The 16,109-nt window shown below is 61.5% G+C and carries 18 protein-coding genes; 9 read left to right on the top strand and 9 right to left on the bottom strand.

Annotated features, from left to right (window positions below; translation table 11 throughout):
* On the top strand, positions 1 to 1,088 hold a 1,088-nt coding region (locus tag WCA85_RS20270), incomplete at its 5' end, for a glycosyltransferase (RefSeq protein ID WP_424066664.1).
* A 131-nt stretch (positions 1,089 to 1,219) separates the two neighbouring features.
* Here the strand turns inward: WCA85_RS20270 and WCA85_RS20265 are convergent.
* Both WCA85_RS20265 and hpnA read right to left on the bottom strand, forming a co-directional pair.
* The gene (locus WCA85_RS20265; RefSeq protein ID WP_424066663.1) at positions 1,220 to 1,801 is read right to left on the bottom strand and encodes a hypothetical protein; all 582 of its coding nucleotides are present in this window, start codon (positions 1,799 to 1,801) and stop codon (positions 1,220 to 1,222) included.
* Positions 1,802 to 1,993: 192 nt separating this feature from the next.
* Positions 1,994 to 3,004 carry a hopanoid-associated sugar epimerase gene (hpnA, locus tag WCA85_RS20260; RefSeq protein WP_424066662.1) on the bottom strand — a complete coding sequence of 337 codons (1,011 nt, stop codon included), beginning with the start codon at positions 3,002 to 3,004 and terminating at the stop codon, positions 1,994 to 1,996.
* 130 nt (positions 3,005 to 3,134) lie between these two features.
* On the opposite strand from hpnA, the gene WCA85_RS20255 reads away from it, so the two are divergent.
* Positions 3,135 to 3,431 (top strand): acylphosphatase, encoded by a 297-nt coding sequence (locus WCA85_RS20255; protein WP_424066661.1) that lies wholly within the window; start codon positions 3,135 to 3,137, stop codon positions 3,429 to 3,431.
* Positions 3,432 to 3,465: 34 nt separating this feature from the next.
* Here the strand turns inward: WCA85_RS20255 and egtD are convergent, their stop codons facing one another.
* Entirely contained in the window at positions 3,466 to 4,434 is a 969-nt protein-coding gene (gene egtD / locus WCA85_RS20250) for an L-histidine N(alpha)-methyltransferase (RefSeq protein ID WP_424066660.1), read from the bottom strand.
* 479 nt (positions 4,435 to 4,913) lie between these two features.
* Between egtD and rarD the strand changes: the two genes are divergently transcribed.
* On the top strand, positions 4,914 to 5,810 hold the full coding sequence (rarD, locus tag WCA85_RS20245; protein ID WP_424066659.1) for an EamA family transporter RarD: 897 nt from the start codon (positions 4,914 to 4,916) through the stop codon (positions 5,808 to 5,810).
* A gap of 63 nt (positions 5,811 to 5,873) precedes the next feature.
* Here the strand turns inward: rarD and WCA85_RS20240 are convergent, their stop codons facing one another.
* Positions 5,874 to 6,419 (bottom strand): DUF962 domain-containing protein, encoded by a 546-nt coding sequence (locus WCA85_RS20240; protein WP_424066658.1) that lies wholly within the window; start codon positions 6,417 to 6,419, stop codon positions 5,874 to 5,876.
* Between the two features lie 100 nt (positions 6,420 to 6,519).
* Here WCA85_RS20240 and WCA85_RS20235 point away from each other — a divergent pair, with 100 nt between their 5' ends.
* A complete protein-coding gene (locus WCA85_RS20235) occupies positions 6,520 to 7,227 on the top strand; it encodes a Crp/Fnr family transcriptional regulator (protein WP_424066657.1) in 708 nt (235 codons plus the stop codon).
* A 136-nt stretch (positions 7,228 to 7,363) separates the two neighbouring features.
* On the opposite strand, the gene WCA85_RS20230 is transcribed toward WCA85_RS20235, so the two are convergent.
* The 4 genes from WCA85_RS20230 to WCA85_RS20215 form a co-directional block, all read right to left on the bottom strand.
* Positions 7,364 to 7,879 carry a hypothetical protein gene (locus WCA85_RS20230; RefSeq protein ID WP_424066656.1) on the bottom strand — a complete coding sequence of 172 codons (516 nt, stop codon included), beginning with the start codon at positions 7,877 to 7,879 and terminating at the stop codon, positions 7,364 to 7,366.
* Positions 7,880 to 8,003: 124 nt separating this feature from the next.
* A complete protein-coding gene (locus tag WCA85_RS20225; RefSeq protein WP_424066655.1) occupies positions 8,004 to 8,264 on the bottom strand; it encodes a hypothetical protein in 261 nt (86 codons plus the stop codon).
* A complete protein-coding gene (locus tag WCA85_RS20220) occupies positions 8,257 to 9,006 on the bottom strand; it encodes a DNA/RNA non-specific endonuclease (protein WP_424066654.1) in 750 nt (249 codons plus the stop codon). The genes WCA85_RS20225 and WCA85_RS20220 overlap by 8 nt, the downstream gene beginning before the upstream one ends.
* A 160-nt stretch (positions 9,007 to 9,166) precedes the next feature.
* Positions 9,167 to 9,526, bottom strand: a complete 360-nt coding sequence (locus WCA85_RS20215; RefSeq protein ID WP_424066653.1) for a DUF3564 domain-containing protein — start codon at positions 9,524 to 9,526, stop codon at positions 9,167 to 9,169.
* 231 nt (positions 9,527 to 9,757) lie between these two features.
* Here WCA85_RS20215 and WCA85_RS20210 point away from each other — a divergent pair, with 231 nt between their 5' ends.
* The 4 genes from WCA85_RS20210 to WCA85_RS20195 all read left to right on the top strand — a co-directional run bounded on the left by WCA85_RS20210 (position 9,758) and on the right by WCA85_RS20195 (position 13,056).
* Positions 9,758 to 10,180 carry a rubrerythrin family protein gene (locus WCA85_RS20210; RefSeq protein ID WP_424066652.1) on the top strand — a complete coding sequence of 141 codons (423 nt, stop codon included), beginning with the start codon at positions 9,758 to 9,760 and terminating at the stop codon, positions 10,178 to 10,180.
* Positions 10,181 to 10,384: 204 nt separating this feature from the next.
* Positions 10,385 to 11,722, top strand: coding sequence for a heterodisulfide reductase-related iron-sulfur binding cluster (locus WCA85_RS20205; protein WP_424066651.1), 1,338 nt, complete (start codon positions 10,385 to 10,387; stop codon positions 11,720 to 11,722).
* Positions 11,723 to 11,750: 28 nt separating this feature from the next.
* Entirely contained in the window at positions 11,751 to 12,332 is a 582-nt protein-coding gene (locus WCA85_RS20200; RefSeq protein WP_424066650.1) for a DUF3501 family protein, read from the top strand.
* A 55-nt stretch (positions 12,333 to 12,387) separates the two neighbouring features.
* Positions 12,388 to 13,056 carry a DUF4410 domain-containing protein gene (locus WCA85_RS20195; RefSeq protein ID WP_424066649.1) on the top strand — a complete coding sequence of 223 codons (669 nt, stop codon included), beginning with the start codon at positions 12,388 to 12,390 and terminating at the stop codon, positions 13,054 to 13,056.
* Positions 13,057 to 13,134: 78 nt separating this feature from the next.
* On the opposite strand, the gene WCA85_RS20190 is transcribed toward WCA85_RS20195, so the two are convergent.
* Entirely contained in the window at positions 13,135 to 14,838 is a 1,704-nt protein-coding gene (locus WCA85_RS20190; RefSeq protein ID WP_424066648.1) for an acid phosphatase, read from the bottom strand.
* A gap of 272 nt (positions 14,839 to 15,110) precedes the next feature.
* Between WCA85_RS20190 and WCA85_RS20185 the strand changes: the two genes are divergently transcribed.
* Complete coding sequence (locus WCA85_RS20185; RefSeq protein WP_424066647.1) at positions 15,111 to 16,070, top strand: IclR family transcriptional regulator; 960 nt, start codon at positions 15,111 to 15,113, stop codon at positions 16,068 to 16,070.
* Positions 16,071 to 16,109: the final 39 nt, after the last annotated feature.

Raw genomic sequence — 16,109 nt, 5'->3', positions numbered from 1 at the left:
GTCCCGCGGCGCCACTCGCCAGCCCGCCGCGCGAGACGTGGCCCGCCGTCGCTGCAGTCGTGCCGGCCCGTAACGAAGCTGACGTAATCGCGCAGGCGGTCGGCACGCTGCTCAGTCAACAATATCCGGGACCGTTTCATGTGGTCGTTGTGGACGACCACAGTACCGACGGCACTGCTGACGCCGCCCGCGCCGCCGCGCTGGAACTGAAATGTCCCGAGCGTCTGACAGTATTGAGCGCGAAGCCGTTGCCGCCGGGTTGGTCGGGTAAGGTCTGGGCGCAGTCCCAGGGTATCGAGGCGGTGCGGACGCTCGGTTTGTCCGCCGACTTCCTGCTGCTGACCGACGCGGACATCGGCCATCCCGCCGACGCCGTGACGCAACTCGTGGAGCGCGCCGACGCGGAACAGCGCGACCTGGTTTCGCTGATGGTGCGGCTGCGCTGCGACTCGTTCTGGGAAAAGGCGCTGATCCCGGCTTTCGTGTTTTTCTTCGCCAAGCTTTATCCGTTCGCGTGGGTCAACAACCCACGAAACAAGACGGCAGCGGCCGCCGGTGGCTGCATGCTGGTGCGCCGCACTGCGCTGGAAGAAGCTGGCGGTATCGAGTCGATCCGCGCCGAACTGATCGACGATTGCAGTCTGGCTGCGCGGATCAAACATCGCGGCACGGGGCGGCATCCCATCCGGCTGGATGTGGCCGCGCGCAGCGTGTCGCTGCGTCCTTACGATAGCTGGCGGGACATCTGGAACATGATCGCGCGCACGGCATTCACGCAACTGCACTATTCCGCGTGGATGCTGGCCGGCACGCTGGCGGGCATGACGATCATCTACCTGATTCCGCCGGTTGCGGCGCTGGCGTTGGGTCCGTTGTGCTGGCCGGCGTGGGTCGCGTGGGCCGTCATGTGCTGCGCCTACGCCCCGATGCTGCGCTATTACAACCGCTCGCCGTTTTGGGCGCCGTTCCTGCCGCTGATCGCGCTGTTCTATGTGGGCGCGACCTTCGCGTCGGCGGTGCGCTACTGGCGCGGCAAGGGTGGTCAGTGGAAGGCACGCGTACAGGCGCCGGTTCAGCCGGATCGCTAAGCCTTGGCCGGCGCAACGCAGAAGTCCACCGCGGTGACCGGCAAAAACCCACGCAAACGCAAATGCAAAAGCAATAAAGCAAAAGCGGCGCACACGGCGCCGCTTTTGCGTTTACACCACCGGCTTTCGCGTCAACGCTGCGTCAGCATCATGTACATCTGAATCACGATATCCGGCGTCAAGGTGAACGGCACCCAGCCGTGACCGGTATGGCGCATGACCAGCACGCGATCGCCGTTCGACTGCTTCTGCACCGCCATGGCCGGATTCTTGGTCGACACGAAGCGCCAGCCGGGTGGCACGTTCATCGCCGGCTCCGGCAACATCGAGGCACGCGCGTTCGACAGCTCTTCGATCAACTGACCGACCTGCTCAGGATGCAGGGACACAGTTTTGCCGCCGATCGTCATGGTGATTTCGTTCTGGCTGGGACGGCCGACCGACAGGGTGGGCTTTCCCTCTGACGCCTCCGCGGGCGCCTCAGAAACCTCGGACGCGGTCGCGTCAGCAGTCTGCGTTGCGGTTTCGGGCGCGGCGGCCGCCTCGTCCGCATGGGCGTGCTCCATGGGCGACGGGGCGTGATTTGCCGACGCATGCGGCGCTGCCGTTTCTGCGGATGTCTCTGGGATGTTGCTGGCCTGCGGGGCCACGACAGCCTGAATGAGCTGATCGACGCTCACTTCAAGCGCGCCGAGCTGTTCGTGAAGGTTCATGCGAGGGTTCTCTGGTAAGACCCGCGATTTTACCTGCTGTAAGCGGGCTGTGACCCGTCGCGAGTTGAGCGACGTTGTAACAAAGTGCTTGCGGGTTCGACTAGCGGTACGCGGCGGCCCTCAGACAAGCGCTTGACCGGGCCAGACGAAAGCCATGCACGAGATAGCCGCCACGGCTTGCGTTTCCTGCCTTCACGCCTTGAGATACCCCGCCTGTCTGAACCACTCGAGTGCATCCGCGAGCCCCTCGCGGTAGGGCCGCGCACGGTAGCCAAGCTCTCGTTCCGCCTTGGCGGAGGTGAAGTACATCTTGTTCTTGGACATCTTCAGACCGTCGACGGTGACAAACGGTTCGCGCTTCGTGATCTTCGCGACCGCTTCGGCGCCCATCGCGAGTGGGTAGAGCGGCCAGCGCGGCAAGCTGATGGTGGGTGCCTTGCGGCCGGTAAGCGCGGCGATATCCGCGAGCATCGCTTGCAGCGGCAGGTTCTCTCCGCCCAAAATATAACGCTCGCCAATCTTGCCGCGTTCGAGCGCGAGAAAGTGCCCGGCCGCGACGTCGTCAACGTGCACCAGGTTCAGTCCAGTGTCAACGAAAGCTGGAATCTTGCCGAGCGCCGCCTCGACGATGATGCGGCCCGTCGGCGTTGGCTTGACGTCCCTTGGACCGATGGGCGTCGACGGATTGACGATGACAGCGGGCAAGCCGTCCTGAGCGATCATCCGTTCGACCGCACGCTCGGCCAGCACCTTGCTGCGCTTGTACACACCGATTGCCTGCTCGGCCTTCAGCGGTGAGGTCTCATCCGCCGATTGCCCCGAACTCGTGACCTTCAGCGTGGCCACGCTGCTGGTGTATACGATCCGCTCGACGCCTTCTTTCAGCGCGGCGCGCATGGTGGCCTCGGTGCCTTCCAGATTCGAGCGTTCGATTTCGCTCGGATCAGGCGCCCACAAGCGATAGTCCGCCGCGACATGCAGCAGATAGCGCACGCCACGCAGCGCCAAGCGCATCGACGCCTCATCGCGCATGTCGCCCACGACGATGTCCGCGTCGAGCGCCTCGACGTTGCGGCGCGGACTGGTGGCGCGCACCAGCACGCGCACGTTGAAACCCTTCTGTTGCGCGATGCGCGCCACTGCGGACCCGACAAAGCCGGAAGCGCCGGTGACGAGTACGAGATCGCGGTTGTTATCCATCATTCTTTTCAGTTCCCTGCGTGGCGGTCGTCGGATTGTACGTGAGGTACCCGCCGCGTTTTGAAGTCAGCCAAGCACGCTCGCCACGACGCGACTAGAATGCCGGCTTGAAAGATTGTCAGGAGAAGACGGCATGACAGGCCCGGATCTGGATTCGCGGATCGAAACCTACTACGTGCGGGTACGCGGCGTCGTGCAAGGCGTGGGTTTCCGCCATGCCACGGTGCGCCAGGCGCACGCGCTCGGTATCAAAGGATGGGTGGCCAACCTGGAAGATGGCTCAGTGGAGGCCATCTTGCAGGGCTCCGCCAATCAGGTTGACCGGATGCTTTCGTGGTTGCGCCACGGCCCGCCGGCCGCGCGCGTGAGTGAGGTGACGGGCGAAGAGCGCCCGTCGGACAAACGTTACGAGCGCTTCGAGCAGCACTGAGCTGCCCGGGTGCGGCGCGCGTGGTGAATCGCTCCTACCGTGCCACCAGCAGGCTTTCGGCAAAGCCCCAGTCCCGTTCGATCCACTGATGACTGCAGCCGAAACCTGCATCGTCCGCGATCGCATGGACTTCCTCGGCGCGGTATTTGTGGCTGCTCTCGGTCCAGATCGTTTCGCCTTCGTCGAGCGTCACCGTCAGTTGCGCGGCCCGCACATGCGCGCTAACGGGACGGCGCGCGCGCAGATGCATTTCGACGCTGCGTGCGTCCGGATTGAAACGCGCGACGTGCTCGAACGCATCGAGCGGAAAATCGCCGCCCAGTTCGCGATTGATGCGCGCAAGCAGATTCAGGTTAAAGGCGGCGGTCGCGCCGATCGAATCATCGTATGCCGCGATCAGCACCGGGACTGGTTTTTCGAGGTCGGTGCCAAGCAGCAATGTGTCGCCAGGCGCCAGCATGCTGCGAATCGAACGCAAAAAGCGGGTCGCCGCGAGCCGGCCGAAGTTGCCGATCGTGCTGCCGAGAAACAGCACCAGCAGACGCTCGTCGGACGCGCGATTCTTGCTGACTTCCGCCAGGCCGGCCAGATAATCGCGCTCGTAACCGACAATCGAAATCCGTTCGATATCACCCAGTTCACGCCGGCAAAGTTGCAAAGCGCTGCGCGAAATTTCAATCGGGAAGTATGAAGTGGGACGCTTTTTACACAGCGCCTCAAGAATTCGCCGGGTCTTGCGACCGCTGCCGCTGCCGAGTTCGGCCACGGTCACGTCGTGCGGCAGTTGCGCGACGATGTCCACCGCGTGCCTGGCAAGCAGCTGTTCCTCCGCGCGCGTCACGCCATATTCGGGCAATACCGTGATTACTTCAAAGAGCGCGGAACCCACTTCGTCGTACAGGTATTTCGACGGCAATTCCTTTTGTGGCGTGTGCGTGAGGCCGGCGCGCACCTCCGCGGCGAAATCGGGTGAGACGTCCTGCGATAGGGCTGGCTGAGTCATGCTTGCTCCAGTTTTCACGTTCCGGTAACGAGGTTCTGTCCCGGTGTGGATCGTTGTACGCACAACGCGCAACGGCGCCATGCACATCAGGAGGGTGCGGACCGCAGGTCCGCATGGACGGCTATGAGCCGGACTGGCCGGGATGAGCAAGCAAGAACCGAGCTTGCGGGTGGATCATGCGAAGGCGCTCCGGGAACAGGCGGCGCGGGCGTGAAGTTATGTTCTAGTGCATGGAAGCCCAACGCGCACGGACAAATTCACGGTCAGCGGCTCGCATTGTTGCCAGCCCGTCTAGAATGCGGCCTTTGCGTGACAAAACAAAGCATGCATAGCGGCGAGACACGTGACTCGTTGCACGCTCGAGAGACAAAACCTCTAATGAATACGATTGACGCTACGTTGCCGCTGTCAGAGCGGCCCGCGCTGGCGGGTAAGCGCGCGGCGCGCGGCTCAACCGGCTGGGCGAGATGGGCCGCGCAATGAACCAGTACGAACCGGGTCGGGGGATTGCGCTGTCGGTCTGCGCCTCGGCGCTTTTTGCGTTGCTGTCGGCGTATGTCAAGCTGCTCGCGCCGCTAAGCGGTCTCGATATCTTCGCCTGGCGCGTGCTATGGACGGTGCCGGGCGCGTTGCTGCTGATCGCGTTGCGGCAGCGCTGGCCATTGCTGCGTCAACTGGTGGCGCGTGCTGTACGCGAGCCGCGCACCGGCCTTGCCTTGATCGTCAGCGCGGCCATGCTTGGGGCGCAACTCTGGGTGTTTCTGTGGGCGCCGCTGCACGGGCGCATGCTCGAAGTTTCGCTCGGTTATTTCCTGTTGCCGCTTTCGATGGTGCTGGTCGGACGCTTCTACTACCGCGAGCGAATCGACGGGCTGCAATGGCTTGCTGTGGCGTGCGCTGCGGTAGGCGTTGCCCATGAGGTCTGGGTGACCGGCGCATTTTCCTGGCCGACGCTGCTGGTCGCGCTGGGTTATCCGCCTTACTTTGTGCTGCGCCGCAAAATTCAGGCGGACTCGCTGACCGCGTTCGCGCTGGAGATGAGCTTGCTTTTGCCGGTTGCCATCGTGCAGGTCGTCCTGGGCGGTTCACTGTCGATCCTGGCGGGGCGCCTCGACATGTGGTGTCTGCTGCTGCCGGGACTTGGCGCACTCAGCACGGTGGCGCTTGCGTCGTACCTGAAGGCGAGCAGACTATTGCCGATGGCGCTGTTCGGAATCTTGGGCTACGTGGAACCGGTCTTGCTGGTGCTGGTGTCGGTGACGCTATTGGGCGAGACGCTGACCACGCAGCAACTTGCCACGTATGCGCCGATCTGGCTGGCGGTTGCGCTGACAGCGCTGCACGGGGCGCGGCTGGTGCGCCTGGCACCGCGTTAGGAGAGCTTATTGCAAACCCGGTTCCGAACCGGGTTCCAGGCGCGTTGACCCGGACAAGCGGCATCAACGCCCGTGATGCACTCCGGCCCGCGCGCCATTGATGCGTGTCGGACCTACTTGGGCTTCGATCGCTTCACGCAGCGCCGGGCGCCAGCCAAAACCGAACAAGGCTTCGGCGAGTACGAATAATGGTCCAATTACTAGTCCCGCCAGATCATCCACAAAGGCCGGCTTGCGATGTTCATACGCAATATGGCCAATGACCTGGAACACCCAGCCGATCACAAAGAGCCCAACGCCTGACCCGAGCCACGTCGGTGTGGATTGCGCGGCGAGCCATTGACCGCATGCGAGGCACAACGCCGAGACGACCGCCATCATGATGCCGAGCGGCAGGTCGAGCACGAGGTAGTACAGCGTCGCCGCAATGAATAGCGCCCATGCAGGCGAGAGCCCAAAAGGCAAACCGGCGAGTGTCCACACGGGACGGCTCAACAACACAGCAACTGCCAGCACGATCAGCGGAATGCCGATGAAATGCGTGGCGATATTGCGTCGGTCGCGGTGGTAGTCCGCATATTGCGTGAGTTGCTGGGTCAGCGTTCTCATGGGTGCCGCTCCTGGGTCAAAGTGATCATAATCGCGGGCAACGGAATTTGAAACCATCGGGTAGCCGACAATTCGGCGCTTCAGTACAGTGCGACAAGCTATGATTTTGCCATTTTCGTCGTCTCAGCCATTGGCGGTGCTTGAGCGCAGCGCGTGGTTTCGCGCCGCGCCGGCAGCGTTGCGTGCGCAACTGATCGAGCGGGGCCGCGTGCAGCATGTGCAGGCAGACCAGCGGCTCTTTATGCGCGGCGATCCCGACGACGGACTCTACTGCGTTCTGGATGGATTGATGCGCATTGGCGCGGCAAGTTCTGCAGGCAAAGAGGCGTTGCTGGCGCTGATCGAGCCGCTCAACTGGTTCGGCGAGATCGCGCTGTTTGACGGCCGCCCGCGAACCCACGACGCTTATGCTGAACGCGATTCGGTGCTGTTTCATTTGCCACGCGTCGAACTGGTGACGATGCTCGAACGCACGCCCGAACACTGGCATGCGTTCGGCCTGCTGTTGACGCACAAGTTACGCCTCGCGTTCGAAGCGATCGAGGAAGCGGCGCTATTGCCTGCGGCGCAGCGTCTTGCGCGACGCCTGCTGCTGATGGCGGGGGGCTACGGCGAACCGGGCGCGTTGCGGCGAGTGCTCAAGGTGCCGCAGGAAGACCTTGCGATGATGTTGGCTTTGTCGCGCCAAACCATCAATCAAACTCTTAAGCAGTTCGAACTGAAGGGTGCGTTGCAATTACGCTATGCGGAAATCGAAATCGTCGATGCGGCTAAACTGGCTGCGCTGGCCGATCTAGACGCGCATTAGGGCGTGTCGCAGAGAAGGCAGATATCGTGTCCTTCGCGCACAAAAAAGGCGAGTCCGTAGACTCGCCTTCCCCAACGGCATATTCGGCTTCGACTGATAAGGCTAGTGGGCCGGATGACGCCGGAAACCGATCACCTTAGTTGGTCTGGGTGGTGTCGGCTTTATCACCGTCGGTTTTCACCGGCTTGGCGCTGGCCTCCCTGCTATCCGTCTTGCTGACATCGGTTTTGTTCGTGGCCTTGTGGGTGCTTGCGACAACGCTGTGCGGCTTTTTGCTGATCTTGTGCGCCTGAGTTTTTTCCGTGCGAGCCACTCCGGTCTTCTTCGCTTCGGACTTGTCCGGTGTAGCGCTGACATGCTTGGCCGACGCGCCCGTCTTTGTTGCGTCCGGTTGCGCCATCGCCCCGGCTTTCAGGTTTGCCTGGCCAGCCGGTTGAGATTGTTGACCGCTCGACATCGCCGGCGCCGCCGTTTGTGCGAAAGCCGTCGAAACGAGCAAGGTGGAAGCAATGGCAGCGATAATCATCTTCATGGTCTGACTCCTGGTGTCGCGGCTGAAAAGTTTCAGCGCTGCCGGTTTAACGTTAGCCGGAATACAGGAGTTGACGCTGCTCTGGTGACAAAACGTAACCTGCGAAACAATCGCTTCCAAGAGAGGGCGACGCGTTGCCAGCCGGCGCAGATGTGATGATTTAAGTTTGGCTTAAGAAAACTTGGGATGCCTTATCGATGCAGCCGGTACGAACCGGCCACACGGTTTGCCTTCGGCTGAATAACTAATTGAACGGATTATCAACCACACCCGGCTTCGCATCCGGCTCGTCTTTGATTTGCTCAGGTAAATTGGCTTGAGACTGCAACGCGGCAACCACGCTATCCAGCGCCTGTTTCAAAGCGAGTGCAGCGTTCAGGCCGCGTTTGTCTTTGGTGAGTTCAAGCGTGCCGCTCACGGTTACGCGCGTTGTGCCGTTGCTCACCGTCAGCGCGTCGCCTTGAATGTTGAGTTCATCGTCGTCGTTCGAGAAAGCGTTAAACACCTTTGAGTCCTCCCGGCCGTTGGTCCTTCAGATTTTCCGGTATGCCCGGAAAACGAATGCCACTCATCGCTTCAAGCTCATGAACCGTTTTGATGTCGTAGCGATTCGTCGAGATATTGTCGGCCACGACCGCGAACGCCATCTGGCGCGACGGCACATAAACCACTTTGAACAACTGCGTGGGCACGAATACGTGGGTCGGTCCAATGGTCTGCAACTGCTGACCGCTGAACATCGGTCCGGTCACTACATATGTATCGTCGTAACGCGTAGTGAGTCTGCGCACGGCGGTTTCGATGCGCGCCCACAGACGCTGGTTGTTTTGACGATTCTGCGGCACCACGTTCGCCAAAGAAAACGACTGGGCCATCGCCTGCGGATTCCAGCGGTTGCCAGCTGGGCTCATATGCCCGCGATCATAGCCGCTGCGTTTGTAGTCCGCGAGTGTCGCGCCTTCACCTTCAGGCAGCCGGTCGTCCTCGAAGAATTTGTTGGTGCGCACCATGTCCTGTGCCGCTTCGATGTGATCGCGCGTCAGATGTTCGGCCGACCACAGCGGACCATGCGTGATGCCCGAATGCAGGACGGCGAAGTCGGAATAGCACAGCATGCGCGTCTTTGGCGCCATCTTCGAATTGGTCAGCACGGGCCATTGCGCATTGGGCGTGAACTCCGTGCAGGAGGGGGCGGCGCCCGCGTGAGCGGCAACCGCGAACAACAGAGACGCAAGCCACTTCTTCATGAGTCGTCGAGTCATGCATAGGAGTAATGGGGGCGAAAGTATAGCGTCGCGCGCGCGGTTCGCGGGGCGCGCTTAAACAAAAACACGCGGGATGTCCGCGTGCTTTAAGTAGGTAGGGTGGTGTCGACGTCGAGTGAGCGACGCGAGCGACAAGCGTGCTTTAGCTGTCGAATACGCGATGCTCGGCGTGCACCGGTTGACGATCGACCGCCTGCAGACGCCAGTACCCGTTGGTCGGCGCCCGCGCGGGCACGCACGACCATGCGGCATCGCCTTGCGCCGAACTGACACGCTGCTTTCGATCCACGTGCAGACCGCGCAACGTGCACAGCGGCGCATCGGCGCTGGGCGCGCACAACGTGGTGACGCCGTCGGCGTCACGCAATTCGCCCCACGGGGGCAGATCGATCCCTTGATGCGCTTCTCTCGACCACCGGTGTTCGTCGGTGTCAAGCCAGAGCACAGCGTAGTCGTGATTGACGGTGGGATCGGAACCGTTGATGAGAATCGTCAGGCGCATGGCAGTCCCGTACACAGTTCGCGAAGTTTCGCTTTACTAGTCTAGACGCGGGTGCGCGTTATGCAAGGCAAACAACTATCGGCGGCATTGAAAAACACAATTGGGGAACGCCTTGGCAAGCTTCTAGATTTAATGTCACGCTGCAGCAGCGCGTCTGCACGGTATGCACACGTAGACGTCCCAACGTCGACCATCGCGCACCCCACGTTACAGGCTTGCATGGAGGCTCAGATGTCGCAACTCAAAGGTTCAAAGACCGAAGAGAATTTGAAGGCAGCGTTCGCCGGCGAATCGCAGGCGAACCGTCGTTATCTGTATTTCGCGGCCAAAGCAGATGTCGAGGGCCAGAATGATGTGGCCGCGCTATTCCGTTCCACGGCGGAAGGCGAAACAGGCCATGCTCATGGCCATCTCGAGTATCTGGAAGCAGTAGGGGACCCGGCCACCGGATTGCCGTTCGGCTCGTCGCGTCAGAACCTGCAAGCGGCGATTGCCGGCGAAACGCACGAGTACACGGATATGTATCCGGGCATGGCGAAATCGGCGCGCGACGAAGGGTTCGACGAAATCGCCAACTGGTTTGAGACGCTCGCCAAGGCTGAGCGTAGCCACGCCAACCGCTATACGAAGGCGCTCGACGCGCTAGTGGACTGAGCGTACGCAAGTATCGACACGAAGGCGCGTCGGCGTGCAGCGGCGTCCTTGAAAAACAAGGCGGGAGCTTTGCGGCGATAGTCCGCAGGCTCCCGTTCGTGTCCTCATTACGCATGCTGCGGTGCATCGCAACCCTGCGTTGTGACTGCGGCGGTTCGCAGTCAGAATATCAAGGCGACAAAAGCATAAAAGGAGCCTGACGTCATGCCCCACAAAGAAGGCAGTCTCGAGGCGCCCACCCGGCATCCGCTCGATTGGCTTTCGGACGCGTTCTACGATCAGCAGGCCCTCGACGAGGAGCTGACGCGAGTCTTCGACATCTGCGCCGGCTGTCGTCGCTGCGTCTCGCTATGCGGCGCGTTTCCGACGCTGTTCGACCTGGTGGATGAGACGGATAGCGGCGAAGTGCACGACGTCGATAAGTCGGCCTTCGGCAAGGTGGTCGATCAGTGCTACCTATGCGACCTGTGCTACATGACGAAGTGTCCCTATGTGCCGCCGCATCCGTGGAATGTCGACTTTCCACACTTGATGCTGCGCGCCAAGGCGATTGACTACAAAAAGGGCGACGTCCCGCTGCGCGACAAGTTTCTGTCGAACACGGATGCGTTAGGCCACCTCGCCGGCATCCCAGTGATTACGCAAACGGTGAACGCGGTCAATCACACGGCGGCCGCACGCGGCATGATGGAAAGCGCGCTAGGTGTCGACAAGAATGCCTGGTTGCCCGATTTCGCCACCCGCAAATTCCGCAGCGCCGCAAAAAAATCGCCGGCTACGCAAATCACGGATGGCGAACGCACGCCGGGCAAAGTGGCGATTTATGCGACCTGCTACGTGAATTTCAACGAACCGGGCATTGGCCACGATTTGCTTGCCGTGCTCGCTCACAACGACATTTCTTACGAACTGGTCAAAAGCGAAGCATGCTGCGGGATGCCGTTACTGGAGCAGGGAAATCTGCAGGGCGTCGCCGCCAAGAAGGAAAAGAACTTGCCGGTGCTGGCCCATTACGCTCGTGAGGGCTACGCGATCATTGGCGCTATCCCGAGTTGCGTGCTGATGTACAAACACGAGTTGCCCCTGATGTTCCCCGACGATGCCGATGTGCGCGCGGTCAGCGAAGCCTTCTGGGATCCATTCGAATATTTCGTCTCGCGTCACCGCGATGGCCTTCTGAAAACCGACTTCAAGTCGGGACTCGGCAAAGTGGCCTATCACGTGCCCTGTCACGCACGGGTGCAGAACATTGGCCGCAAGACTTCCGAGACGCTCGCGCTGGTGCCGGATACGCAAGTGACCGTCGTCGAACGCTGCTCAGGCCATGCAGGCACGTTTGGCGTGAAGAAGGAGTTTCACCGCACGGCGATGCAGATCGGCACGCCGGTTTTCAAGGCGATGGCACAACCACAGCCCGATTACATTTCGTCGGATTGCCAGTTGGCCGGCCATCATATCGAACAGGGGCTCGACGAAAACGGTTTGTCGAAAGGGCAACTGGCGCATCCGCTCACGCTGCTGCGCAAGGCCTATGGCCTCTGATAACCCGTCTAGACCGCAAGGACACCCGATGAGCATCGCCCGTAATTCGCTGTTGTCGCTCGAGAACTATTCGAAGTCGCGCATCGCGATGCGCACCAAGGTGATTGAGCACAAGAAAGAGCGCACTGTGCCGCTTGGTAATCACGTCACCTTTCTGTTCGAAGACGAGACGACGATTCGCTACCAGATTCAGGAAATGCTTCACATCGAGAAAATCTTCGATGAGGACGGCATTCAGGGCGAACTCAACGCCTACCTGCCGCTGGTACCCGATGGCAGCAATCTGAAGGCGACGATGCAGATCGAATACGAAAACGAGATTGAGCGGCACGCGGCGCTCACGCGTCTGATCGGGATCGAAGATAGCGTGTTTGTCCAGGTGGAAGGTGAACCGCCTGTCTATGCAATCGCAGACGAAGATCTGGAGCGAGAGAACGAACAGAAGACCTCAGCCGTGCACTTTGTGCGCTTTGAATTGACGCCTGCGATGAAAACGCGTCTGCGTGACGGCGCAGCCTTGCAGATTGGCTGCGATCATCCGAATTATCCGGTGCCGGTGCAGACCATCGAGCCGGCCATCCGGGCGGCGTTGCTGAAGGATCTGACATAGCGGCTCGCGCCCTGTAGGATAACTGGCGCCGATACGACGAACCCGGAGGCGCGTCATGCTGCTTCGTTGGTTGCAACCCGCCTTGCTGGCGGCCTCGCTGGCTGCGATCACGACAGCCAGTTTTGCGGCGGATAGCGCGCCTTTCCCGTCTCCCGCCCCGGTCGTCTACGTGGCCGACTTCGATCTCGACGTGGCTAACGTCAAACCGGACAGCGGTCCTGGTAGCCGTCTGCGGCGTTTGGGTAGCGCGCTGCCGAGCGGTCCGCTACGCTCATCGAAAGATCCTCAAACGCACGCGAAAGAAGTCGTCGCGGACATGGCCGACGACCTCACCGACGATCTGAAGAAAGCGGGTGTCGATGCACGCCGGATCGCGCCCGATCAGCCGGCACCTACTAGCGGCTGGCAAATCCGCGGTGTATTTCTGAGCGTGGACGAGGGCAACCGCTTGCAGCGTGCCGTGGTCGGATTGGGTGCGGGTCAAACTGACTTTCAGGTTGCGGTGTCGCTCGACGACCTGTCTACGCCCAACCTGCCGCCGCTCTATCAGCAGACCGAGGAGGGGACGAGCAAGGACAAACCTGGCGCCGTCATCAAACTCAATCCCTACGTGGTTGCCGCGAAGTTCGTGATGGCAGGACAGGACGAGAAAGCGGCGATCAAAAGCACCGCCAAGGCAATCTCAGAGGCTACGGTGGAGAAGCTGAAGGCGAGGCCGCAGTGACGCGGCAGTCGCTTGAGGTGAGTGCCTACTTACGCTGAGATGATGGACCCGCCTGCCTGACGGGACCATCAAGCCGGGTCAAGCGAGATCGAGGGTACCGGTCAAATCACCGAGCGGCGCAAGGCCGTTCTGCGCAAAGGCGCGGTCCCGTGCGGCCACCCCTTCGAGTGGCGGAAGGCCATGAACCCGGCTGATGAAGCGCAGGATCGAGTTGGTGTCGTAGGCCGTGTGATCCACGTAGCCCTTCTTTGCCAGCGGTGAAATCACGAGCGCAGGAATTCGCGAGCCCGGACCCCAGCGGTCGCCTTGCGGCGGCGACACGGGATCCCACCAGCCGCCGTTTTCGTCATGTGTGACGATCACGACGGTATTCGCCCATTGCGGCCCGCGCTGCAGATGTTCGATCACGTTGGTGATGTGACGGTCACCCGATTCGACGTCCGCATAGCCCGCGTGCATGTTCAGATTCCCCTGCGGCTTGTAGAACGTCACGGCGGGTAGGCGGCCGGCGTCAATATCGGCGATGAAGCGGTTGGTCGAAGCATCCTCGCCCACGCCGCCGTCGCGCAGATGCTGGCGGCGCGCGTCGGTGCCGGGCGCGTAGCTGACGAAATAGTTGAACGGCTGATGGTGGTACTGGAAGTCGGGCACGTCGCCGGTATCGTGATGATCGAGCGCGTATTGCCACGCGCCCGCGTACCACGCCCAGTCCACGCCTTTGGCCGAGAGTCGGTCGCCGATCGTCGCGTAATTTTGCGGCGGCAGCACTCTCGGATTGGATAGATCGGCATAAGCCGGATCGCCCCCGAGGGCCGGCGGCACGAAACTCGGCTGATACGGCGGCGCCATCGTGTTCACCGCGTAACCATCGGGCGTGAACAAGCCGTCATTGACGAACTTCGGTGGTCCACCGAGTGCGGAGGGCGGCGAGTGCGGCGCCACCTTCAGCGACGCACCCGTTGGCTCATCCCCTTCGACCACCGAAACAAACTGCTTCGCGGCGCTGTTATGCACGTCCGGCACCAACGGCGCCTGCGCCGAGATCAGGAAGATATGGTTGAGCCACGAACCACCGAATGCCGCCATAAAAAAGTTGTCGCACAGCGTGTATTGCTGCGCGAGGGTCCACAGGCGCAAGGTCTCGGCGGAATTCCGGTAATGCCCCATCACCAGACCGCCGGAGTCGGCCCACGCCGCGAACTGGTTGTTACGGCCGGCGTTGATCTGCATCTGGTTTTGATAAAAGCGATGCCATAGATCGCGCGTGATCACGCCATTCGGCAACGGAGCGCCTTGCGCGTCTACGATGCGAAACGGAGCGTTATGCAGATCGACAATATCGGTCTCGCGAATCATGTAGCGCTTGCCGTCCACTTCTTGCGCCTGCGGTACAAGGCCGCCCCAGATTTTCGGCAACTGCGACAGGGGCGTTATGCCGTCGCGATCGAGTTGCACGTAGCGCTCGGGCGGCACAGCGTCGAGCGGATACTGCACGCCCGGGAAATTGCCGTACAGATTAGCGAAGCTGCGATTCTCCGAGTAGATCACCACGATCTGACGCACCTGATCGTGCAGCGCGGCGTCGAGGCGCAAGTCCGCTGCGCTGCGCGCCGTACCGTCGACGGCCAGGCCCTCGGTTTGACAGCCGGAGATCGCGAAACCCAGGCCGACTGCCGCGATGCCGGTGAGCACACGGCGTCGCTCGGGACTGTCAGGGTGGTCGTCCGGGCGATCGAGCGCCGGATTAGACGGGGGAACGGGCAAATCGTCGTCCTGATTCATCGCAGTTTCCTGTGGTTGAGGCTTTTGACATCATCGCGCGGCGACTCGTCCTTTTATATGTCAGAGCGGTGACGTCCGCAAAGGCGCGTGATGATTTCTGGGGCGCCGACGAGCGAGTCCATCTTAGCCTGGTCGTCTGAAAGGCCCCAGCACGTCTGGAGCGGGCGTTACGGCATGTGCAGCCACGTGCCGTAACGCCCCGCTTAATTGGCCCAAGGCGCTTCGCGCTATCATGCTGACCTATAGACGATCAGCACGAACCGCAGCCGGATATGGCAAAAGAAAACATGACAGGAGTGGGACGCAAGCCAGGCAGGCCGCGCGCGGATGCGCCGCCGTCCCAGGACGAGACCGCCGCGTCCGTCGATCTCAGTGACACCGCCGACGAAGAGAGCAGCGGCGGCTCCACCTATCTGGTGCCGGGCCTGGAGCGGGGCCTGCGCATTCTTGCGGAATTCACGGCGCGCGAACCGGTACTCGGCGCGCCGGAGTTGTCCAGGCGCATTGGCATTCCCCGCACTACAACGTTCCGTTTGCTGCAGACGCTCGAAGCGCTTGGCTTTCTGGAACGCGCCAATGGCGACCGGCATTTTCGGCTTGGCGTCGCGGTGCTGCGGCTGGGGTTCGAATACTTGAGTTCACTTGAGCTGACGGATATCGGCACGCCGATACTCGAAAGGTTACGTGACGCCACCGGCCTGAGCACGCACCTGCTGATCCGCGATCTGCGCGATGTGGTGTTCGTGGCCAAAGCGCAGACGCACGATCCGATGTTCAGTTCGGTCAAGGTGCATGTCGGCACCCGCTTGCCGGCGCATGCCACTGTGCATGGCCAGGTGTTGATGGGAGACCTGAACTACGAGGAACTGCGCCAGCTTTATCCGGAGCCGCAACTCGAACGCTTTACGGACCGCACCCCCGCGACGGTCGACGAACTGAACGAGCGCGTGCGCGAAAGCGCTGCACTCGGCTATGCCGTGAGTGAGGCTTCGTTCGAGCGAGGCATTTCGGTCGTGACAGCGCCGGTGCGCGATCAAAGTGGTCGCATTGTGGCGGCGCTGACGGTGACGGTGCCGCGTTCGGACATCGGCGAGGCCAGCGATCGCGAGCCATTGATTACCGCTGTATGCAGCTCGGCGATGGATCTGTCGACGCGTCTTAACTATCGTCCGCAGCGGGGCGATCCTACTGCGGCGCAGGCGCGACTCAAGACTGCTGCGGCCACCAGCTAGGTAACGCAAATCTGGCGCTTCGCATGTCGCGCCACGATT

Source organism: Paraburkholderia sp. (assembly GCF_049581445.1).
GTDB lineage: Bacteria > Pseudomonadota > Gammaproteobacteria > Burkholderiales > Burkholderiaceae > Paraburkholderia.
This window is presented reverse-complemented; position numbering and strand designations above follow the sequence as displayed.

Bases quoted from the DNA above. Each gene is read 5' to 3' on its own strand.
- hpnA (WP_424066662.1), bottom strand. From the start codon at position 3,004: ATGATGGATAACAACCGCGATCTCGTACTCGTCACCGGCGCTTCCGGC.
- WCA85_RS20220 (WP_424066654.1), bottom strand. From the start codon at position 9,006: ATGAAGAAGTGGCTTGCGTCTCTGTTGTTCGCGGTTGCCGCTCACGCG.
- WCA85_RS20210 (WP_424066652.1), top strand. From the start codon at position 9,758: ATGTCGCAACTCAAAGGTTCAAAGACCGAAGAGAATTTGAAGGCAGCG.
- WCA85_RS20255 (WP_424066661.1), top strand. From the start codon at position 3,135: ATGACAGGCCCGGATCTGGATTCGCGGATCGAAACCTACTACGTGCGG.
- WCA85_RS20235 (WP_424066657.1), top strand. From the start codon at position 6,520: ATGATTTTGCCATTTTCGTCGTCTCAGCCATTGGCGGTGCTTGAGCGC.
- WCA85_RS20200 (WP_424066650.1), top strand. From the start codon at position 11,751: ATGAGCATCGCCCGTAATTCGCTGTTGTCGCTCGAGAACTATTCGAAG.
- WCA85_RS20205 (WP_424066651.1), top strand. From the start codon at position 10,385: ATGCCCCACAAAGAAGGCAGTCTCGAGGCGCCCACCCGGCATCCGCTC.
- WCA85_RS20190 (WP_424066648.1), bottom strand. From the start codon at position 14,838: ATGAATCAGGACGACGATTTGCCCGTTCCCCCGTCTAATCCGGCGCTC.
- rarD (WP_424066659.1), top strand. From the start codon at position 4,914: ATGAACCAGTACGAACCGGGTCGGGGGATTGCGCTGTCGGTCTGCGCC.
- WCA85_RS20265 (WP_424066663.1), bottom strand. From the start codon at position 1,801: ATGAACCTTCACGAACAGCTCGGCGCGCTTGAAGTGAGCGTCGATCAG.
- egtD (WP_424066660.1), bottom strand. From the start codon at position 4,434: ATGACTCAGCCAGCCCTATCGCAGGACGTCTCACCCGATTTCGCCGCG.
- WCA85_RS20195 (WP_424066649.1), top strand. From the start codon at position 12,388: ATGCTGCTTCGTTGGTTGCAACCCGCCTTGCTGGCGGCCTCGCTGGCT.
- WCA85_RS20240 (WP_424066658.1), bottom strand. From the start codon at position 6,419: ATGAGAACGCTGACCCAGCAACTCACGCAATATGCGGACTACCACCGC.
- WCA85_RS20185 (WP_424066647.1), top strand. From the start codon at position 15,111: ATGGCAAAAGAAAACATGACAGGAGTGGGACGCAAGCCAGGCAGGCCG.
- WCA85_RS20215 (WP_424066653.1), bottom strand. From the start codon at position 9,526: ATGCGCCTGACGATTCTCATCAACGGTTCCGATCCCACCGTCAATCAC.